At 41.5% G+C, this 18,793-nt stretch carries 15 protein-coding genes and 2 pseudogenes; 12 read left to right on the plus strand and 5 right to left on the minus strand.

Annotation, left to right across the window (positions count from 1 at the left end; translation table 11 throughout):
• Positions 1–109: 109 nt before the first annotated feature.
• Positions 110–2,032, minus strand: a complete 1,923-nt coding sequence (locus CUU64_RS16190; protein ID WP_101634661.1) for a heavy metal translocating P-type ATPase — start codon at positions 2,030–2,032, stop codon at positions 110–112.
• Positions 2,033–2,274: 242 nt separating this feature from the next.
• Positions 2,275–2,874, minus strand: coding sequence for an MFS transporter (locus CUU64_RS16195; protein ID WP_257985554.1), 600 nt, complete (start codon positions 2,872–2,874; stop codon positions 2,275–2,277).
• Between the two features lie 281 nt (positions 2,875–3,155).
• Between CUU64_RS16195 and cax the strand changes: the two genes are divergently transcribed.
• A complete protein-coding gene (gene cax, locus CUU64_RS16200; RefSeq protein WP_180954638.1) occupies positions 3,156–4,217 on the plus strand; it encodes a calcium/proton exchanger in 1,062 nt (353 codons plus the stop codon).
• A gap of 498 nt (positions 4,218–4,715) precedes the next feature.
• Positions 4,716–5,534: a YfkD famly protein gene (locus CUU64_RS16205; RefSeq protein ID WP_180954639.1), complete on the plus strand. Its 819-nt coding sequence runs from the start codon at positions 4,716–4,718 to the stop codon at positions 5,532–5,534.
• Positions 5,535–5,704: 170 nt separating this feature from the next.
• Here the strand turns inward: CUU64_RS16205 and yfkAB are convergent, their stop codons facing one another.
• On the minus strand, positions 5,705–6,829 hold the full coding sequence (yfkAB, locus tag CUU64_RS16210; protein ID WP_101634665.1) for a radical SAM/CxCxxxxC motif protein YfkAB: 1,125 nt from the start codon (positions 6,827–6,829) through the stop codon (positions 5,705–5,707).
• A 155-nt stretch (positions 6,830–6,984) separates the two neighbouring features.
• Between yfkAB and CUU64_RS16215 the strand changes: the two genes are divergently transcribed.
• The 6 genes from CUU64_RS16215 to rlmD all read left to right on the plus strand — a co-directional run bounded on the left by CUU64_RS16215 (position 6,985) and on the right by rlmD (position 12,539).
• Positions 6,985–7,164 (plus strand): SE1561 family protein, encoded by a 180-nt coding sequence (locus tag CUU64_RS16215; protein ID WP_101634666.1) that lies wholly within the window; start codon positions 6,985–6,987, stop codon positions 7,162–7,164.
• Between the two features lie 243 nt (positions 7,165–7,407).
• Positions 7,408–8,982: a fumarate hydratase gene (locus CUU64_RS16220; protein WP_101634667.1), complete on the plus strand. Its 1,575-nt coding sequence runs from the start codon at positions 7,408–7,410 to the stop codon at positions 8,980–8,982.
• 124 nt (positions 8,983–9,106) lie between these two features.
• Positions 9,107–9,301: a hypothetical protein gene (locus CUU64_RS16225; RefSeq protein WP_101634668.1), complete on the plus strand. Its 195-nt coding sequence runs from the start codon at positions 9,107–9,109 to the stop codon at positions 9,299–9,301.
• Between the two features lie 103 nt (positions 9,302–9,404).
• Positions 9,405–10,199 (plus strand): delta-lactam-biosynthetic de-N-acetylase, encoded by a 795-nt coding sequence (gene pdaA, locus CUU64_RS16230; RefSeq protein ID WP_101634669.1) that lies wholly within the window; start codon positions 9,405–9,407, stop codon positions 10,197–10,199.
• Positions 10,200–10,276: 77 nt separating this feature from the next.
• Entirely contained in the window at positions 10,277–11,185 is a 909-nt protein-coding gene (locus CUU64_RS16235; RefSeq protein ID WP_101634670.1) for a DNA-3-methyladenine glycosylase family protein, read from the plus strand.
• The gene (rlmD, locus tag CUU64_RS16240; protein ID WP_374702731.1) at positions 11,148–12,539 is read left to right on the plus strand and encodes a 23S rRNA (uracil(1939)-C(5))-methyltransferase RlmD; all 1,392 of its coding nucleotides are present in this window, start codon (positions 11,148–11,150) and stop codon (positions 12,537–12,539) included. The genes CUU64_RS16235 and rlmD overlap by 38 nt, the downstream gene beginning before the upstream one ends.
• Before the next feature lie 330 nt (positions 12,540–12,869).
• Here rlmD and CUU64_RS22715 read toward each other — a convergent pair.
• Positions 12,870–13,717, minus strand: a pseudogene (locus CUU64_RS22715) (IS3 family transposase); the annotation flags it as partial.
• Between the two features lie 557 nt (positions 13,718–14,274).
• On the opposite strand from CUU64_RS22715, the gene CUU64_RS22130 reads away from it, so the two are divergent.
• Positions 14,275–14,418, plus strand: coding sequence for a hypothetical protein (locus CUU64_RS22130; RefSeq protein ID WP_180954640.1), 144 nt, complete (start codon positions 14,275–14,277; stop codon positions 14,416–14,418).
• A 331-nt stretch (positions 14,419–14,749) separates the two neighbouring features.
• Here the strand turns inward: CUU64_RS22130 and CUU64_RS22720 are convergent.
• Positions 14,750–15,187 (minus strand): annotated as a pseudogene (locus tag CUU64_RS22720) (transposase); the annotation flags it as partial.
• Between the two features lie 344 nt (positions 15,188–15,531).
• Between CUU64_RS22720 and CUU64_RS16265 the strand changes: the two are divergent.
• The 3 genes from CUU64_RS16265 (at position 15,532) to CUU64_RS16275 (ending at position 18,626) form a co-directional block, all read left to right on the plus strand.
• Positions 15,532–15,900, plus strand: coding sequence for a MarR family winged helix-turn-helix transcriptional regulator (locus CUU64_RS16265; RefSeq protein WP_180954641.1), 369 nt, complete (start codon positions 15,532–15,534; stop codon positions 15,898–15,900).
• 112 nt (positions 15,901–16,012) lie between these two features.
• Positions 16,013–17,458, plus strand: coding sequence for an HlyD family secretion protein (locus CUU64_RS16270; protein WP_101634677.1), 1,446 nt, complete (start codon positions 16,013–16,015; stop codon positions 17,456–17,458).
• Complete coding sequence (locus CUU64_RS16275; RefSeq protein ID WP_257985555.1) at positions 17,439–18,626, plus strand: ABC transporter permease; 1,188 nt, start codon at positions 17,439–17,441, stop codon at positions 18,624–18,626. The genes CUU64_RS16270 and CUU64_RS16275 overlap by 20 nt, the downstream gene beginning before the upstream one ends.
• Positions 18,627–18,793 lie beyond the last annotated feature (167 nt).

The raw sequence follows: 18,793 nt of genomic DNA on the forward strand, positions 1-18,793 counted from the left end.
ATCCTCGATAAAATCAGCAGGTCTATCTGTGAGATAAACATTAACATTTACTGAAGTAAAAATAAAAGAGCCGGCTTGCGGGTTCAAACCCGGAGCCAGCTAATTGTGATTAATTTTTTAATAAACGTAAGCTGTTAAGGATAACCAGTATGGTGCTGCCTTCATGACCGATCACGCCGTATGGTAGATCCAAAAATTGAAAGAAATTTGAAGCGATTAACAACATGATGACACTGATCGAAAAAATTACATTTTGTTTAATGATTTTATTCATTCTCTTTGAAAGCTTTACGGCCTCAGCAATCCGAGGCAGGTCATTCTTCATAAGGACAACGTCTGCGGTTTCTAGCGCGACATCAGTGCCTTCCCCCATGGCGATGCCAACAGATGCTGTAGCAAGGGCAGGAGCATCATTAATTCCATCTCCAACCATCGCAACGGTGCCAAACCGATTTTTTAATTTTTTGACTTCCTGCACTTTCGTTTCAGGAAGACAGTCTGATACATATTCATCCAAATGGCTTTCGGCGGCAATTGCTTTCGCTGTTTTCTCACCGTCGCCTGTCAGCATGACGGTGTAGATTCCTTCATGCCTTAAATCTTCAATGGCTGAAATGGTTTCATCACGCACTTGATCCTTTAGGGTAAGGATTCCGGCAATCCCTTTATCGTCACGGGCGAATACGATTGTCTTTCCTTCAGCGCTCAATGAAGCAGCAATGCCACCCTGGAATTGTTGTGCCTCTTCAATGCCGACAAAGTCAGCCTTGCCGACTTTCCATTGAACAGTCCCAAACTGAGCTTGCACGCCATAGCCTGATATATCCTCCATCGCTTCTGGCTTTATCAATTCTTTATTGATATTTGCTATAGCATAACGAACGATTGCATTGGCAAGCGGATGGTTCGAATAGTTTTCAATTGATGCAACGTGGTAGAGGAATTCCTCAGTTGTTAAATCTTCTCTTAAAATAACATCAGTTACTTCCGGCTTTCCTCTTGTTAATGTACCTGTTTTGTCAAGGGCAATGGCCTTCAAATTTCCCAAATTCTCCATGTGAACTCCGCCTTTAAATAAAATTCCATGGCGAGCCCCATTGGAAATGGCCGATAATGTTGCTGGCATAATGGAAGCGACAAGGGCACAGGGTGATGCCACTACAAGTAAAATCATCGCACGGTAGAAAGTCTCTGTCCAACTCCAGCTGAAGATAAAATGGGGCAGGAACATCATTAAAACAACAATGAGGAGCACAACTTTTACATAAGTACCTTCAAATTTCTCAATAAACAGCTGAGAAGGTGATTTTTCGCTTTGGGCTGATTGTACAAGCGTAATGATTTTTTGGAAAAGGGTTTCACTGCTTGGTTTTGTAATTTCTATCGTAACGGTACCGCGCAGGTTAACGGTTCCTGCAAACACCTCATTGCCCGGTACCTTACTGACCGGCATAGACTCCCCTGTTATCGCAGCTTCATCAATGTTTGTTTGTCCTTCAGTGATGACTCCATCAGAAGGAACGCGTTCACCGGGTTTTACCAAAATGAAATCACCGACAGCAAGCTTTGAAACGGGGACCTTTTCCTCCATGCCGTTAGGATTGAGTCTTAAGGCTTCCTCAGGCTGCAGATCCATCAATGCGGAAATTTCTTTATGGCTTTTATTCATTGTGTATGTTTCCAAAGCACCACTTACCGCGAAAATAAATATTAAAATAGCACCTTCTGTCCAATAGCCAATGATTGCGGAGCCGATAGCGGCCAGCACCATCAGCATCTCTACATTCAATTCCTTATTTTCTATTGTTTCTTCAATGCCTTCTTTGGCTTTTGCGTAACCCCCAATTACAAAGGCGAGCAGGTAAGAAACGATAGAAGCGGTTTCCATGTTGTTTTTTGATAAAATCCAACCGGTCAAAATCAATACACCACTTAATAATGCTGCAATAAGTTCCAGATGAGGCATGATTTTTTCAAAGGAAAGGAAGTTTACGTCTTTCCCGCGGGCCATTGTTTTTGTTTCTGAAGTCATATACGTTCCTCCTGTAGATATTTTCTAGCAAATTGGATGCAAAGGGTTATGAAACAATCAATCTTCTATTTAAATGAGAAAGATATTCAACATCATTACCCCTAAAAATAACGAAAGCTGTCATCGAAGCCGATGACAGCGTATACCCATAAGAATAGAAATTAATAAAATTATTTTATGTTTATCCTACCATACATTCTATCCTAAAAAAAGAAATTTGCTTATTCTTTCCATTCTAAATATTAAATATTCTTATGGGGTGCCCATTCCTGTGTATCCGGCAAATGGGCTGCACGTTCCTTTACAGAGCTAGAGCTAGGAAGATGAGCAAAAGCATGAAACTGATGACGAAAAAAAAGCTGTCTCCTTTTAAAAATTCGATGACCAATCTGCCCGATAAAAGGGCCGCAAATGCTTCCGACACTGAAGAAGATACCACATAATAAATTTCCAGTCGGCAAAAGGTTTCTTGGAACAAGGTCAGCCATATAGCTGATTCCAAGAGAAAAGGTGGAACCCACCATTACACCGGTGAGGAGGAAACATAATAGCAAGCTAATCGGTGACTTGTACAGGAATCCGGAAGAAAACAAGATAAGAAATCCAAAAAAAAGGATAAACAACAATACTTTTCTTCGTCCTATTTTATCGCTCATTACGCCAAACGGGATTTGCGACATCAAGCTCCCTGCCGAAAAAGAAGTAATAATGATCGAAACCATGCTTATATCAATCCCAGAACGAAGAGCATGTACAGGAAAATTCCCATTAAGAGACGCTTTAAGGAATCCATAGCCAAAAGGAGGAAGGAAGGCCACCCAAGCATATTTACTAACTTTCAAAAAGCGCTTCAACGTTCCGGTGAAGGATGTTGTTTCAATATTACGTTGAGATGACTTCTATAAAATCTGCTCTCTTGATGTTACTTGGTAACGGGATGATTAATCAAGGGTAATTAGGGTATATGTTTTCTAGAAAATACATACGGATGGGTTTCATGTTTCGCGGAAGGAAAATAATGTAATGTAAAATTAGCTGGAATATATCCAATCATAAAATGAATAGCACGTTAGGGACTATATTTCATAAAAATCTAAATTTATTAACTGGTGAGGTTGTACTGATGAACAGAATATTTTTGATTCTAGTTTTAGTGGGTGTCCCACTTTCCGTAATCGGATCTCTACTGCATTGGTCTAGTATTCTAATGTTTGTTGTTTACTGCTTAACGATTATTGCCTTGGCCGGATTTATGGGAAGAGCGACAGAAAGCCTGGCAGTAACCATGGGGCCACGGATTGGAGGGCTTCTCAATGCAACATTCGGTAATGCGGTGGAACTAATCATTTCTATCTTTTCTTTAAAAGCTGGGTTAGTTGGTGTAGTGCTTGCATCCCTTACCGGTTCAGTGTTAGGGAATCTGCTTTTAGTGGCAGGCTTATCTTTTTTTGTGGGAGGCTTAAAATACAAACGGCAGAAATTCAATGTGTACGATGCAAGGCATAATGCAGGACTATTGATTTTTGCTGTAATTGTAGCTTTTGTTATTCCCGAGGTTTTCTCCCAGGGGATGCCGGAAGGGAAAACAATGGCGTTAAGCATTGGCACCTCTGTAATCTTGATCACATTGTATCTTGCGGCACTCTTCTTTAAACTTGTTACCCATCGGGGGGTATATCAGTCGAAGGAAAAGGGCGGAGCAGAGGCGAGTCATGAGGAAGAACCTGAATGGGGAAAAGGAAAAGCGATGGCGATTCTTGCTGTAGCCACCATTGCTGTTGCCTATGTTTCAGAGCATCTTGTCCATACTTTCCATGAAGTAGGGGAAGCTTTTGGATGGACTGAGTTATTTATCGGTGTCATTATTGTTGCAATAGTTGGAAACGCCGCGGAACACGCTTCGGCTGTCATCATGGCATATAAAGATAAAATGGATATTGCTGTTGAGATTGCTGTTGGTTCTACGCTTCAAGTTGCTATGTTTGTTGCACCAGTGCTTGTTTTACTTTCATTATTTTTCCCAACATCCATGCCGCTGGTATTCACATGGCCTGAATTGATCACGATGGTAACGGCTGTGTTTTTAATCGTGATCATCTCGAATGACGGAGAAACAAACTGGTTTGAGGGGCTTACCTTGTTAGCGGCTTATGTGATTATGGGGATAGGATTTTATTTGTTATAAGATATTTGCATAAACTATAAAAAATGACTCTGCATACCTTGATTTGCAGAGTCATTTTCATTGTTTTAAAAAAGGTAAGTACATATTGTTATCCAAAATTATTATCGTATGTTGCTTGCTTCAGCAATCAATAATTCTAGAAATTTCACCCGCCTTTACCGGTAGCATAGCTTGAAGAGAAAATATCCTTTTTGAGCTAATGATTGATAGGTGATTTAATCGATAAACATACCTCCTTGAGATGGTTAGGTGTTAGGTATGAATGAATTCGCCTCCTTTTTTATAGGGTAGGTAAAGTATACAACAAAAATATAAAATTGTAAATATTCAGAACATTACAAAAATGTTACAATCCGTAGAAATTCATTAAACACATTTAAATTATCAAAGGTTATCTCATCCAAAGTTTTATATTTGTTGCCAATAGCAGCGCATAAAAAAAGGGACGGCAGTGAAATCTAAACTTAAACAAGATTACCTTACAAGGAGTGCGACATCATGAAACGCCTTTTATTACTGTTTATGATTCTGTTAGCGATTGCTTTTCAACCAGGCAACACTACTGCAAGCCAAAAGGCAGCTCCGGATGAATTGCCAGCCGTTTCAAAGGTCAATGTACCCCCGTCCGTCCAAAATATTACAAAGGAAAATACCTACCCAAATCCTACCCAGGATTTACCGTTCTTACAACCTAGCAGGCTTGCCAAGCTGTTGATTGATTCATCAGATACAAAGATTGAAAATCCTGAACTTATTCATATGCTGAATGAAACCAATATTGCTAAAGCACCATTTGCATTTGGCTATCGTGCTACCATTTATTTGGGACATTGGGCATTGAATTACCAATCAGTTGAAACTTCGCCCAACTGGGAATATCAGAAAATCAATACGAACTATTTCGATAATCGAGGCGGCAAGGATACGTATAAAATCCATTATGTTCAAGAAGCCCAGAAAAAAGTACGTGGTGGGCTGACCGCAAAAATTCCAGCATCGGATGATGTTCAAAAGATGATGCTCTTAAAAGCAACGGAAAAAACAAATCTGCCGCTAGCGTTTGAAACGATTGTAGGCGCAGGCACCAAAAAGGACCAACAGTATAATATCCCTTCGAAAAGACTCGGTTATTTACATGCCTATGCATCGGCTGTTAATGAGAAAGGGAAGGTTACGTATGGAGAAGTCTATTTGATTCTTAAAGGCAATAAACGTTCTATTGCCTTAAAAAATGTCACCTCTCAAGGCATTGGTGCCTGGATACCGATTCAGGATTTAGTCTCTTTTAGTTTTACTTCGACTAATGTACAAAAGTAAATAAAATATTGCCCGGCCTTGAGCCGGGTTTTTACTTGCCTCATACTTTCCTGGCACTTCACAAGGTAGAAAAACAAAAAAAGCTGACTTTTGAGTAAAAAAACATTACCTACCGTACTCTCCATAGCTAATCAAACTAGATCATTCTATGAGCAGCCAGCTTCTAAGAATTAAATATTTGTTTTTCGTTCATTGAAATTTGTACCGGGATAATAAGCATTTTTTACAAGAACGTTTGGACCAAGACACTGAACCGATGGACAATGGCAGTTCAGCTGTTTAGCCAGCTTAGACTTCATCCAGATATCGTATGAGGCCGAAAGCGGCTGGTCTACAATATTGCCGAGTGCTGGTGCATCACCAAAATCGGTCACAATCACTTCCCCGGTAAAAATATTAACATTTAACCTAGAACGGCCATCCGGATCATTCCGTACTGTCACGTTTTCGGCTGCAAATAGCCTTCTCAGCAGGTTCAAATCCTCTTCGTTACTGCTACATGGATAAAATGGAAGCGTGCCAAACAGCATCCATGTATCTTTGTCACGAATATCAAGAAGATGATGAATGGCTGCCCGCAATTCGTCTAACGATAACGTTTCTAGGTTGGATGCCCAGTCACTTGGGTACATTGGATGAACTTCATGGCGCTGGCAGCCCATTTCTTCAACAATTTGTTTATGTATATGTTCCAAATGGGGAAGGGTCCGCTTATTAAGCATGGTTTCTGCCGAAACAAGGACACCAGCTTTGGATAAGGCGCGTGAGTTCTCGATCATTTTTTCAAACAACCTTGCGCGTTGTTCCCTTGAGGGCTTCCGTTCCATCATGGCAAAACCGCCATCTATGAAATCATCAAGAGTCCCCCAGTTATGTGAGATATGGAGAACATCTAAATAAGGAATAATTTCGTTGTAGCGGTCGAGATCTAATGTTAAATTGGAATTGATTTGGGTGCGGACTCCTCTTTTCCGGGCATACTTTAAAAGGGGCACCACATATGTTGCTACCCCTTTTTTAGATAGCATCGGTTCGCCGCCTGTGATGCTGAGCGACCGCAGGGCAGGTATTTCATCCAGTCTTTGAAGCAGCAGTTCAAGCGGAAGGGCATCAGGGTCCTTTGGCTGGAGCGTGTAGCCGACTGCACAATGCTCACATCTCATATTACACAGGGTTGTCGTTGTAAATTCTATATTTGTTAGAGTTAGTTTTCCGTATTGCTCAACGTCTGTATAAGCTTCCCATGGATCATAATCAGGGGTGATTGGTTGTAACATTTTAGTTTTTGTTGTCATGGTAAAGAATCTCCTCACTTTGGGCTTGCCCTAACCCATTATCGAAAAGCAATATAACAATGTCAATATCAGAAAGGATTATCCCTATACATGGAAATCATTTGCACGATTTCCCGGTTTTCGGTAGGATAGTAGAATCGAAGGGAGCGACGAACATGGGCAAATCCATTAGTAATAAGGATGATCAATTAACATATTTAAAAGAACGCCTCTCAATGTTTATGGAGGTTATCGAAAATATAGAACCTGAAAGCACAGAACTCGACGACATCGATCGTCTCATCACTATTATTGATGATATTGAAACAAAAATGGAACAATTTAAAAAACGGTAATTTAAGGGGTCAGTCCCCCACCGCGTTAAAGCGGCGGGGGACTGACCCCTTATACATTAAAGCGCTGAAGTTTATTGCAATCGGTTGCAACAGATATCTTTTCTATTTTTAGCTATAGGAGTATAATGGACGGGGAATGAAAATTTCGATTATTCTATTATTGGAATCGCCATAAAACGGTATCCGACTGCTTGTCATAAGGCGGCTGGAGAACAAAGGGAAGCAAGAGGGGGAAAAAGTATCATGAATATTGAAAAGCTTCAAGAAAGTATGTACAAGCTCATTGTTGAGACGTCCACGAACCTTCCAAGAGATGTCCGCAGAACGATCAAAGCCGCAAAAGAACGTGAAAACGCCGGAACACGGTCAGCTATGAGTTTATCCACCATCACACAAAATATCTCTATGGCTGATGAGAAGGTGTCGCCGATTTGCCAAGATACCGGGCTGCCGACATTTAAAATAAAAACTCCGGTTGGCGTCAACCAGCTGGAATTAAAGGAAGCCATTAAGAATGCTATGATCCAAGCAACAAAACAAGGAAAGATGCGTCCAAACGCAGTAGATTCCCTAACAGGGAAAAACAGCGGCGACAACCTTGGGCTTGGACTCCCTGTCATGAAGTTCGAGCAATGGGAAAATGATTACATAGATGTACGCCTCATTTTAAAAGGGGGCGGGTGTGAAAATAAAAACATCCAGTACAGCCTTCCTTGCGAGCTGGAGGGGCTAGGAAAAGCCGGCCGCGACCTTGATGGTATCCGTAAATGCATCCTTCACTCGGTCTACCAAGCCCAGGGACAGGGCTGCAGCGCCGGATTTATTGGTGTGGGGATCGGTGGCGACCGTTCTTCCGGTTATGACCTGGCAAAGGAACAATTGTTTAGAAGTGCTGATGATGTGAATCCGCATGAAGACCTGCGCAAGCTCGAAGAGTACATTATGGAGACGGCAAACGAGCTTGGTATCGGTACGATGGGCTTTGGGGGCGAAACTACTTTGCTGGGCTGTAAAATTGGAGTCATGCACCGTATTCCAGCGAGCTTCTTCGTTTCAGTTGCCTACAACTGCTGGGCTTTCCGCCGTTTAGGGGTTAAACTGAATCCGGAAACAGGAGACATTCGTGAATGGCTTTATCAGGAAGGTGACAACATTGACTTTGCGGCAGAAGCAGAAAAAGAACTGGCAGCTGTTGAGACTGCTGCGTCTGCGGAAGCCGCTCCTGCTCCGACAAACCGGGAAGTCGTTTTGACAGCCCCGATTACAGAAGAGCAAATCCGTGAATTAAAAGTGGGGGATGTCGTCCATATTACGGGCATGATGTATACAGGACGCGACGCCATCCACAAATACCTAACAGACCATGATTCACCTGTGGACCTCAATGGGCAAGTTATTTATCACTGCGGTCCTGTAATGATGAAGGACGAAGCAGGAAACTGGCATGTGAAGGCTGCTGGTCCGACTACCTCCATCCGTGAGGAACCGTACCAAGGGGATATCATGAAGAAATTTGGCATTCGTGCTGTGATCGGCAAAGGCGGAATGGGCCCTAAGACCCTTGCAGCTCTTAAGGAACATGGCGGTGTATATCTAAATGCAATCGGTGGGGCAGCACAATACTATGCAGACTGCATTAAGTCTGTTGAAGGTGTCGACCTGATGGAGTTCGGCATTCCAGAAGCAATGTGGCACCTGAAGGTAGAAGGATTCACAGCTGTAGTCACGATGGATTCACATGGAAACAGTCTTCATAAAGATGTTGCACAAACATCTTTGGAGAAGCTTGCCCAGTTTAAGGACCCAGTATTTAACTAGTATCGTATGCTCACAGCATCTGCTGTGGGCTTTTTTTATTGAATAAAATTTTGAAATTGCTAATGTAAGCGCTGACACAAATCGTGCGAATAGCATAAATTAGTATGGAAGGGAGGGAATTATCATGGATTTTAGATTATTGTTTCTTGCAATCTTATCTGGCTTTGCATTAGTTTTATTGCCGGGTCTTGAAATGACTGGAACTATGAACAGTATCGTTTCAGCCGTTGCCCCAGTTACAACAGCAATAGGTATTATTGATATACTCGTACTTTCACTATTCCTTATTTGGAGCGGTTTCAAATCCTTATTTAAGTAATTTTTGATGGGCAGCCGCATTACATGAGCGGGCGGCCCATTTTGTATATTTTCTTCCTGTTATGTGACAATAAAAGAAAATGGAACACAGGAGGAATTCGAATATGAGGACAAAGGCACTTCTTCTTATGGCGTTGTGTTTCTTTATGTTGCTGTCTACTAAAGCTCTTGCAGAATCCAATTCACCACATAGCTGGGGATTTAGAAAAGGAAGAAACGGTGTCCCTGCCGAAGCTGGGCAGGTATTTGACGAAATGATTGCGAAATATGGCGCGGTCTATAAGGGTGATACGACAAAAAAGGAGATTTACCTCACCTTTGATAATGGCTACGAAAATGGTTATACAGCAAAGGTGCTGGACGTTTTAAAAAAACATCATGTTCCTGGTACATTTTTTATAACAGGGCATTATCTGAATACGGCCCCTGATTTAGTAAAAAGAATGGCAAAAGAAGGGCACATTATCGGCAACCATTCGTGGCACCATCCTGATATGACAACACTTACAAACGAAAAAATCAGACAGGAGCTTGAGATGGTCCGACAAAAAACCGAAGAGCTCACCGGACAGAAAGAAATGGCCTATTTGCGCCCTCCGCGTGGAGTTTTTAGCGAAAGAACGATGGCTGTGGCAAAAAAAGAGGGATACCAGCATATATTTTGGTCACTCGCATTCAAGGATTGGGTAGTGGATCAACAAAAAGGGGCTCAATACTCTTATAAAGAAGTGATGAAACAAATCCATCCCGGAGCGATCCTGCTTTTACATACAGTTTCCAAGGATAATGCAGATGCACTTGATTCCATAATCACGGAACTGGAGAAACAGGGATACACCTTTAAAAGTCTGGATGATTTAATGATCGGGCAGCAGCTGCCGGATCAGATGCTTTATTAATAGACATATGTTTGTGTCAGGTAATTTGCAGCAAAACATGCTATAATACGTGGAAAACTGCAAAAGGAAGGATTTCTATGTGGACTGAAACACTGGAGGTCCAGGGGCCCTACAATTTTGACCTGGTCCTTGAACGGTTGCAATTGGACCCTCTTCATGTAGTAGACACCGAAAATCGCATGATTAAGGTACCTCTATATATAGAAAAAAAGCCAGTTGTGTTAACTGTTCAAAGTATCGGAAGAATGGACAAGCCTGTTTTTGTCATAAAAGGCGGGATGGATGCACCAAAAAGTCAGGCAATGGAAAGACTAAAGAAGATTTTTCATTGGCACAAGCCTCTAAGCGAAATTGCGGCCCATTTCGAGAAAACTGACTTGAAGGATATTTTTGAAAAACATTATGGGACTGCGATTGTGTTAGACTTTGATTATTATGACTGTCTAGTGAGAAGCATTATCCATCAGCAGTTAAATCTTTCTTTTGCCTATAAGCTGACAGAACGGTTCGTAAAAACGTTTGGATTCGAATTTGAAGGTGTGTGGTTTTACCCAACACCAGAGCAGACGGCGGCATTAGAAGTGGAGCAACTGAGAGAAATCCAGTTCAGTGCAAGAAAAGCAGAATATATTATCGGTCTTTCCAAAGAAATCGTAGAAGGAAGGCTGGATTTAAACGAGCTTGTAAAGAAATCAGACCAAGAGATTATCGATGGGCTGGTTAAAATAAGAGGAATTGGAAAGTGGACGGCAGAAAGCTTCCTTTTATTCGGAGTCGGCCGGCCGAATCTGTTTCCGAAAGCGGATATCGGCATTCAAAAGGCACTGCAAAAGTTATATGGGCTTCCACAAAAGCCGACACAGGAAGAGATGGAGATTTATAGCAAAGACTGGTCTCCATTCTTAAGCTATGCTTCTTTGTACTTATGGAGAAGCATTGAAAAACGGAGTGAAAAAGATGGCAAATCAGCAAGATACGAAGCTTGAAGTGAAGCAAACCTTCCCTTTGACAATAAAACGGCTTGGCATTAATGGAGAGGGAGTAGGCTATTTTAAAAAGAAAGTGGTTTTCGTTCCCGGGGCACTGCCAGGAGAAGAAATCGTGGCAGAAGCAACAAAAGTGGAGCCTAAATTCTCAGAAGCAAGAATAAAAAAGATCAGAAAGCCATCGCCGCATCGGGTAAAACCGCCATGTCCGGTATTTGAAGAGTGCGGCGGCTGCCAGCTCCAGCATTTGCGTTACAGCCAACAGCTAGTAGAAAAACGGGATATCGTCCTCCAATCAATGGAGCGTTATGCACGTTTTCCGCTTCAACCTCAACAAGTAAAAGATACGATCGGCATGGAAAACCCCTGGAACTACCGTAATAAAAGCCAGTTCCAGGTCGGCCTGAAAGACGGGGATGTTATAGCGGGCTTATATGGTCTGAATTCTCACCGCTTAATCGACCTGCCCAACTGCATGGTCCAGCACCCTGCCAGCAATAAGACAACTTCGGTGATTAAGCGAATTTTAAAAGACCTGAACATTTCCATCTATAATGAAAAGAAGAAAAAAGGGATTGTACGGACAGTGATCACTCGGGTCGGTTTCCAAACAGGCGAAGTCCAGGTCGTTATTGTTACAAGCACGGAAGGTCTTCCTAAAAAGGATTTAATTATTAAAGCTATAACGGAACAGCTTCCGGAAGTTAAATCAATTGTCCAAAACGTGAATAACAGGAACACATCCCTGATTTTTGGAGAAAAAACCGTTCACCTTGCTGGTGAACAAGTGATCAATGAAACATTAGGCGACCTTTCCTATGAACTCTCGGCCCGCACTTTCTTCCAGTTAAATCCCGTTCAAACGGTTAAGCTGTACGATGAAGTGAAAAAAGCGGCGGCATTGACTGGTAACGAAAGGGTGGTCGATGCGTATTGCGGAGTAGGCACCATCGGGCTCTGGCTGTCAGAAGGGGCGAAAGAAGTCCGCGGGATGGATGTAATCAAAGAATCCATTATAGACGCACGTAAAAATGCTGAGCGCCATAACCGGAAAAACGTCAAATATGAAGTTGGAAAAGCAGAGCAAATCCTGCCAAAATGGATTAAAGAAGGCTGGAAGCCCGATGTCCTAGTAGTGGATCCGCCACGAACGGGCTGTGATGACGCCCTGCTCCAAACCATTTTAAAAGTAAAACCTAAGAAAGTAGTATATGTATCATGCAATCCTTCCACGCTTGCAAAGGACCTGCAGAAATTAAGCAAGCTATACAAAGTAGAGTACATGCAGCCTGTGGATATGTTTCCACAGACGTCGCATGTTGAAGTAGTATCGCAGATAATTTTAAAAGTGTAGCCCAATAATAAACTCCTGACCTTTAAAACAAACCCATAGGATATTCAATTTAAAGTTCTGACATCTGTGGAAAACGTGTGGACAAAGGCAGGAATTACAAGCAGGAAAGAAAGGATGGGAACAGGAATCCCATCCTTTTTCTTTTCTAAATAGGCATGTCGCTTCAGAACGGAGAATTTGGAACAGGTTGAGGCTCAAGAAGTAACTTCGGAACGGAAAACGGTGCAATAAACCAGAGAAACCTGATGTCTAAAGAAAAGGGAGAGGGGTTCTCTGAACCCTAAAACCCTGAAAAAAAGCAGGTGAAAAGCCTGGATTTTCAACACTTAACTAGACAATTTCCTTAAGGTGTTCAAGTTTATAATCAATCGGGCTGACATACCCAAGTGTCCCATGAATTCTTATGTGATTAAACCAGTGAACGTAGTCATGTAGTTTTCGTGTCAAATCTTCTAAACTATCAAAACTTCGTCCTTTAACAAACTCCGTTTTGATGATTTTGAACGTTGCTTCTGCGACGGCATTGTCATAAGGGCAGCCCTTCATGCTTAGTGATCGCTTAATCTTACATGTCCCTAGAGCATCATCTCTCAACTTATTCTTAAACTCGTTTCCTCTATCTGTATGGAAAAGAGTTGAATCTTATGAAGGTCCACCTTGATGGAGGAAAGTGCACGATAGACAAGTAATGCATCATTGTTTGGTCCTGTGCTATAGCCCACGATTTCCCGATTAAAGAGGTCAACAAATACACATACATAGCGCCATTTTTTATCGACTCTTATGTACGTCAAATCGCTCACTATCACTATCATTTCTTCTTCCTGGTTAAACTCACGGTTTAGTTCATTCTTCAGCTCAGATTCATTACATGATTTAGTATGTGGCTTAAACTGGGCCACGGTATACGTGGATACAAGACCCTGCTCTTTCAAAATCCGTCCAATTCTTCGTCTGGAGACGATTAGGCCACGTTTTTTTAACTCAACCTTAATTTTTCGAGTCCCATAATTTTGACGGCTCGCCTGGAAGATTTCAATGACATCCAAGTGATATCATCCTCTGCTACTCTTACTTTTTCTTCATAATAATAGGTGCTTCTAGGTAGTTGAAGGACTTTGCACATTGCTGATATCGAGTATTTGTGTGTTATTCCGTATCACATTTACTTTCGTCCCTAGTATCAGCGCAGGTAGACTTAATACAAAATCGTGATTATGTAAAGAAGTTTACGCCGCCGGCCCACTTCTATGTAATAGGCTCAGTTAAATTCCATTGTTGAATTTTAACCCAAAGAAAAAAACCTGCTTTATTGCAGTCATTGATTTTTTCTTACGGAAATAACGCAAGATGATAAAAAAATTATTGGATTTCCATATTAAAAAAAGCTATCACCATCGTTATAGGCACACTCAAAATAAAAGTGAAGAATAAGGTAGTTTTCAAGTTGATTCTGCGTAAAGGGTTGTAACTGACCTTGAACATACTAAGTAGCATAAAAAGTACAAACAAACATATCCACACACTCAACAGAGTAGCCAAACCAACAATGTCACACATCAAATTCCTCCACAAAGATAAAATCAAGTATATTTTTATCAATATATGATAGTCTATGTTTTACATAATTGGGCATATTATAGAACAGCATAGAACCGATTTCCTCTTTCTACATACAAAAGTTTTTTCTATATCCTTTATAGGCAAAAGCAGTCTAAAAAGGAGGAATCATCAAATGAATCAAGGATCTACTTATTTTAGGGAATTAAAAGAGCAGATAATCAACCAAGAAAAATGGGATAACCAACACTTCCATGTTTTTATTATGAGGCAGGCACAGGGAAAAGTAGACAAACATGTCAATACATTGGAGAAATGACAAAGGAACATTCTTTTAAGGTGTTATATGTCCAACTTTTCGTAAAGAATGATGAACTTGTAAATACGGTTTAAAGTGGACCCCATCGTCAACACACGAGTTATATATTTTTAAGGTGGGGCAGCACGCAACCTGAGTGTCTTCTTTTTTTGAGCCAAGGTGCTTACTGGGCCTAAAAGAGGCTAGTTATACACATTTTTTGGGAGCAATTCATCCTTCTTTTATTTTTCCTTCTCTGGGGAGGTTCTGTCAAGAGCGAGCGAAGCGAGGGCGTAGCCGAATCCTCGGCAGGTTCACCCGTGAGAAGGAGACTCTTTTCAGGATGAATCGTTCACAGGCCATACATGGATACAGGTGGTTTATAGCCTAATGACTGGTCGGGGCGCTCCTGGTTGTAGAAGTCGATATAGCTGCCGATCTCTTTCTTGCTTCTCTGGGAGTCTGGTAATCTTTTAAATACACTTCCTCATACTTGATGCGTCCGCCATAATCGCTCCGTAATAATATTGTCCAGCGCCCGGCCTTTACCATCCATGCTGATTTGAATATCCTTTTCAGACACCAAATCCGTATATTTCGGACTGGTCAAATGACCGCCCTGATCACTGTTTAAAATGACCGGCTGGCTCTGTGAAAGCGCCCGTTTAACGGCTTCCAGGACAAAGTCTATTTCCAGTGTCTGATCCAATTCCCAACTGACAACGTACCGGGAATACCAGTCAATGATTGCGACAAGGTACATCCAGCTGCATTGAAGCCAAATAAATGATGATATTGGTAGTAGTGGACAGCATTGTAGGGTTACCTATACGTGATTAAGATGCAATAAAGATGATTGCAGAATAAATCAGGAAGGAAGTATTTGAAGACAGAAAAAAGTTTATAATCGAAAAAGGCGGAATGTATAGGAAACCAGATGTAGAAATTCTTTTAGTTACCTTGACGTAGATGATACATAATCATACAATATTCCTAGGATATTGGATGGGGTTGGTTTGGTTGGAAAATAATTCAAACATAGAATGGTTCGAGAAACAATTTCCAATTTTAGATAGTGATGCTCTAAGAACTCTCATTTCTTTGATACAGACTTCTCATGAAGTTCGCAATGAGATGAGTTCTAAGTTATCAGACTTTGGGCTTTCACAGGGGAAATTTAAAATTCTATTGGTCCTTTACCGTTTCCCATCTCCACTCAAGCCTTCAGAACTGGCGGCGTACGCAAAGGTTACACGCTCTACGATGACAGGTCTTATTAATGGTCTTGAAGGAGATGGATTTATTAGGCGAGGATCCCATGAGGATGGTAGAATGACGGCTATCCATTTAACAGAAGCTGGAATAGATATCATTAATCGATTGCTTCCATTTTACGCTGCGCATAATGCCGATTTAATGTCTGAATTGACGAAGGAAGACCACAAATCTTTGCAAGCTTTATTAAAAAAAGTTAGGATTGGCCTCAATCGTATAAAAGAATAGTAATTTATTAGTGTTATGCCATGTTATACAAATCCATTACGCCGCAATAGTACGGTTCCGAACTATTTAATGAAAAATGTACGTATAAACTTAAATGGGAGAGAGAAAAATTATGAAAAAACGTATGGTTTCCTCGGTGGCTCTACTAGCTTTAATAGGCGCTTTAGGGGGAGGCGGCTACTTAATGGCTATGGATGGGAAGGATGCTGTGTCTGTAGCGGCCCAAGAAAAAGGCGGAATATTGACGGCTGATGTAGTCACTGCTTCTTTTCAGCAGGTAGGCGGGAGGGTTGCTTCAATTCAGGTCACAGAAGAACAAAAGGTAAAAAAAGGGAGCGTCTTAATGACGCTGGATTCCAAAGATATTGATTTGCAAATTGAAAAACTAAAGCTCGATATTTCCCAAATGGATGTGAAAATTCAGCAGGCAAAAGATGGTGTACAGATGGGGAACGACAAAGTAACCACCCAGGAACAGGAAGCGCGTTTAGGGATTGAATCGGCTCAGGCAGCGGAAAGCTTGCTTAATTCGGGAACACGTTCTGAAGATTTGAAAAAGCAGGAGCTGGCTGTACAATCAGCTCAGCAATCTGTTGGAGTGGCACAGGAAGCCGTGGAATCCTCACAAAAATCCGAAAAAGTAGTACAGCAGTCTGAAAAAGCGGCCCAGCAATCGGTTAAGTCTGCGCTGGAATCACAGAAATCGTCTCAACAATCACTGGACTTTGCTGAAACCAATTATGATAGAATGCAAAAGCTATTTAACGAAGGATTAATTTCACAAGCTGATTTAGATAAAGCAAAAAATGAAGTCGATAATGCTAAAAGCCGGTTAGAGACAGCAAAAAACCAGGTGGATGCAATGAAAACTCAGGTAGAAACAGCAAAAGCTCAGATCGAGGCTGCAAGAAATCAGACTGAGGCAGCCGAAAAACAAGTAGCCATAGCGAAAAATACTGTATCGCAACAACAAACGGTTCTAGAGAAAATGGAGGCAGGTCCTACATCAGAGGAACGCGAGCAGGCAAAAGTTACAACTGAAAAAGCGGAAGTAGGTTTAACAAAAGCCCAGCAGGCCGGGCAGGATGTTGAAAATAATGCATATAATATAGACTTTCTTGCAAAGCAGAAGCAATCGCTGGAAGTTCAATTAAAAGCACTGCAGGTCCAAAAGGACAGGTTGGTGTTAAGAGCGCCGATTGATGGAAAAGTGACGCGCGTTGTTCCTAAAGTGGGAGAAAATGTAGCCCCCGGATCACCTGTTGCTATGCTAGAAACTAATCAACTATATTTCGAGGTTTATGTAGATGAAACTCAAATCTCAAAGTTGAAAGCAGGAGGAAATATCCCTTCCCATATAATTTCCTTAAATAAAGACATTCAAGGTAAGGTTCGCTATATTAGCCCTGCTCCGCAATATGCGAGTATTCGTATGAGTGGTGAAAAAGGGGAGCCTGATATCAGTTCTTTTCTCGTCCGGGTAGATGTGAAACGTACTGCGCAATTGCTGCCGGGCATGACTGTGGAGGTGAAACTGGGTGAGCCAGCTAAGAGATGAATGGAACCATATTATTAATGGCAAGTTTATATGGCTCATGCTAACGGTTCCCTTGATAATATCCGTTGTATTTGGATATGTCTTTAAGAATGGCCAGATTAATGAAGCACCTATTGCAATAGTAGATATGGATAATAGTGCATACAGTCTTCAGCTAATCAATAAATTGAACGCGTCCCAATATATTGATGTGTCGGGCATTTATCATAATTCTATCGATCCAAATAAGTTGCTTTACAATGAAAAGTATGTAGGTGTTCTATATCTTCCGGAAGGGTTAGAGACCTCACGTTTGCAGGGAAAACAGACGAATGTAGGCTTTTATGTAGATATGGCTCTCCCGGCAGCTACGGGAAATGTTCGTTCCGGTGTGACAGAGGTTCTTAGTGCAGAAAATTCGGCCTACGCACTGGGAAGAATTAAAGCAACCGGTTTAAGCGATAGTCAGGCAAGCGGAACCATTTCAAACATGGCTATTCAGCAACGCCTCTTATACAATCCAACGAATGACACAATGAGCAGCTCTGTCATTGGTTTTGTAAATACTATTATGCTATCACTATTATCGGGAGCTGTTTTAACCATTGTCCCTCGTTTACGAGAAGAAGAGAGACTGAAAAATGCCTTAGATAACCCGATAGGAATTATCTCCCGAGTACTTCCTTACGCTGTTATTGCCTGTGCGGCTTTATATTTAAGTACCGGATTGTTGAAGCATTTCGGGGGATTACGTTTTGAAGGAAATGTCGCTCAAGTGTCTATCCCATTTCTGTTATTCACCATTAGTGCAAGTTTATTCGCAATGTTGCTTGGATGGACGGCTCCTACCTCGGCAAAAGCAGGCGGGAGAGGGATGTTAGTTATATTGCCAGCATTTCTGTTGGGGGGAGTGCAATCCCCTGTTATGATGCTGCCTGACCCATTACAGCGGATAAGTAATCTCCTTCCTATAACGTGGCACTTTAAATTTATTCGTGGAGTAGGATTACGCGGTGGCGATTTACGTTACTTCATCCCTGAACTTGGCGGAATTTCTCTTTTAATTGTCGGACTGTTAATAGGTATTTTTCTCCTAATTTTAAAAGAAAAGAAAAAACTGGAGTCGTTTGCCGCTGAAGAAGAACTCGATCTGATGCCTGATTTAATGAAGGAATCTGCTGCTCGGTGAACTTAAATCTATTCGCTTTTTTGTCTAATGCAGGAAGGCAAAATTGACTATTCAAGCTATGTGAAGGCTGTGACGAAAATAAGGTTGAACAATAGGGGTTCAAAAAAGGAGCTAAGTGGAAGATGATAAGATTTCCACTTAGCTGTTTTTTTGCATGTATTAAAAGG

The organism is Bacillus sp. V5-8f, assembly GCF_002863565.1.
Lineage (GTDB): Bacteria > Bacillota > Bacilli > Bacillales > DSM-1321 > Peribacillus.

Excerpts from the sequence above, each read along its gene's own strand:
- CUU64_RS16235 (WP_101634670.1), top strand. The coding sequence starts at position 10,277 with ATGTGGACTGAAACACTGGAGGTCCAGGGGCCCTACAATTTTGACCTG.
- CUU64_RS16220 (WP_101634667.1), top strand. The coding sequence starts at position 7,408 with ATGAATATTGAAAAGCTTCAAGAAAGTATGTACAAGCTCATTGTTGAG.
- CUU64_RS22130 (WP_180954640.1), top strand. The coding sequence starts at position 14,275 with ATGAATCAAGGATCTACTTATTTTAGGGAATTAAAAGAGCAGATAATC.
- CUU64_RS16225 (WP_101634668.1), top strand. The coding sequence starts at position 9,107 with ATGGATTTTAGATTATTGTTTCTTGCAATCTTATCTGGCTTTGCATTA.
- CUU64_RS16190 (WP_101634661.1), bottom strand. The coding sequence starts at position 2,032 with ATGACTTCAGAAACAAAAACAATGGCCCGCGGGAAAGACGTAAACTTC.
- pdaA (WP_101634669.1), top strand. The coding sequence starts at position 9,405 with ATGAGGACAAAGGCACTTCTTCTTATGGCGTTGTGTTTCTTTATGTTG.
- CUU64_RS16205 (WP_180954639.1), top strand. The coding sequence starts at position 4,716 with ATGAAACGCCTTTTATTACTGTTTATGATTCTGTTAGCGATTGCTTTT.
- CUU64_RS16265 (WP_180954641.1), top strand. The coding sequence starts at position 15,532 with ATGAGTTCTAAGTTATCAGACTTTGGGCTTTCACAGGGGAAATTTAAA.
- yfkAB (WP_101634665.1), bottom strand. The coding sequence starts at position 6,829 with ATGACAACAAAAACTAAAATGTTACAACCAATCACCCCTGATTATGAT.
- CUU64_RS16215 (WP_101634666.1), top strand. The coding sequence starts at position 6,985 with ATGGGCAAATCCATTAGTAATAAGGATGATCAATTAACATATTTAAAA.
- CUU64_RS16270 (WP_101634677.1), top strand. The coding sequence starts at position 16,013 with ATGAAAAAACGTATGGTTTCCTCGGTGGCTCTACTAGCTTTAATAGGC.
- cax (WP_180954638.1), top strand. The coding sequence starts at position 3,156 with ATGAACAGAATATTTTTGATTCTAGTTTTAGTGGGTGTCCCACTTTCC.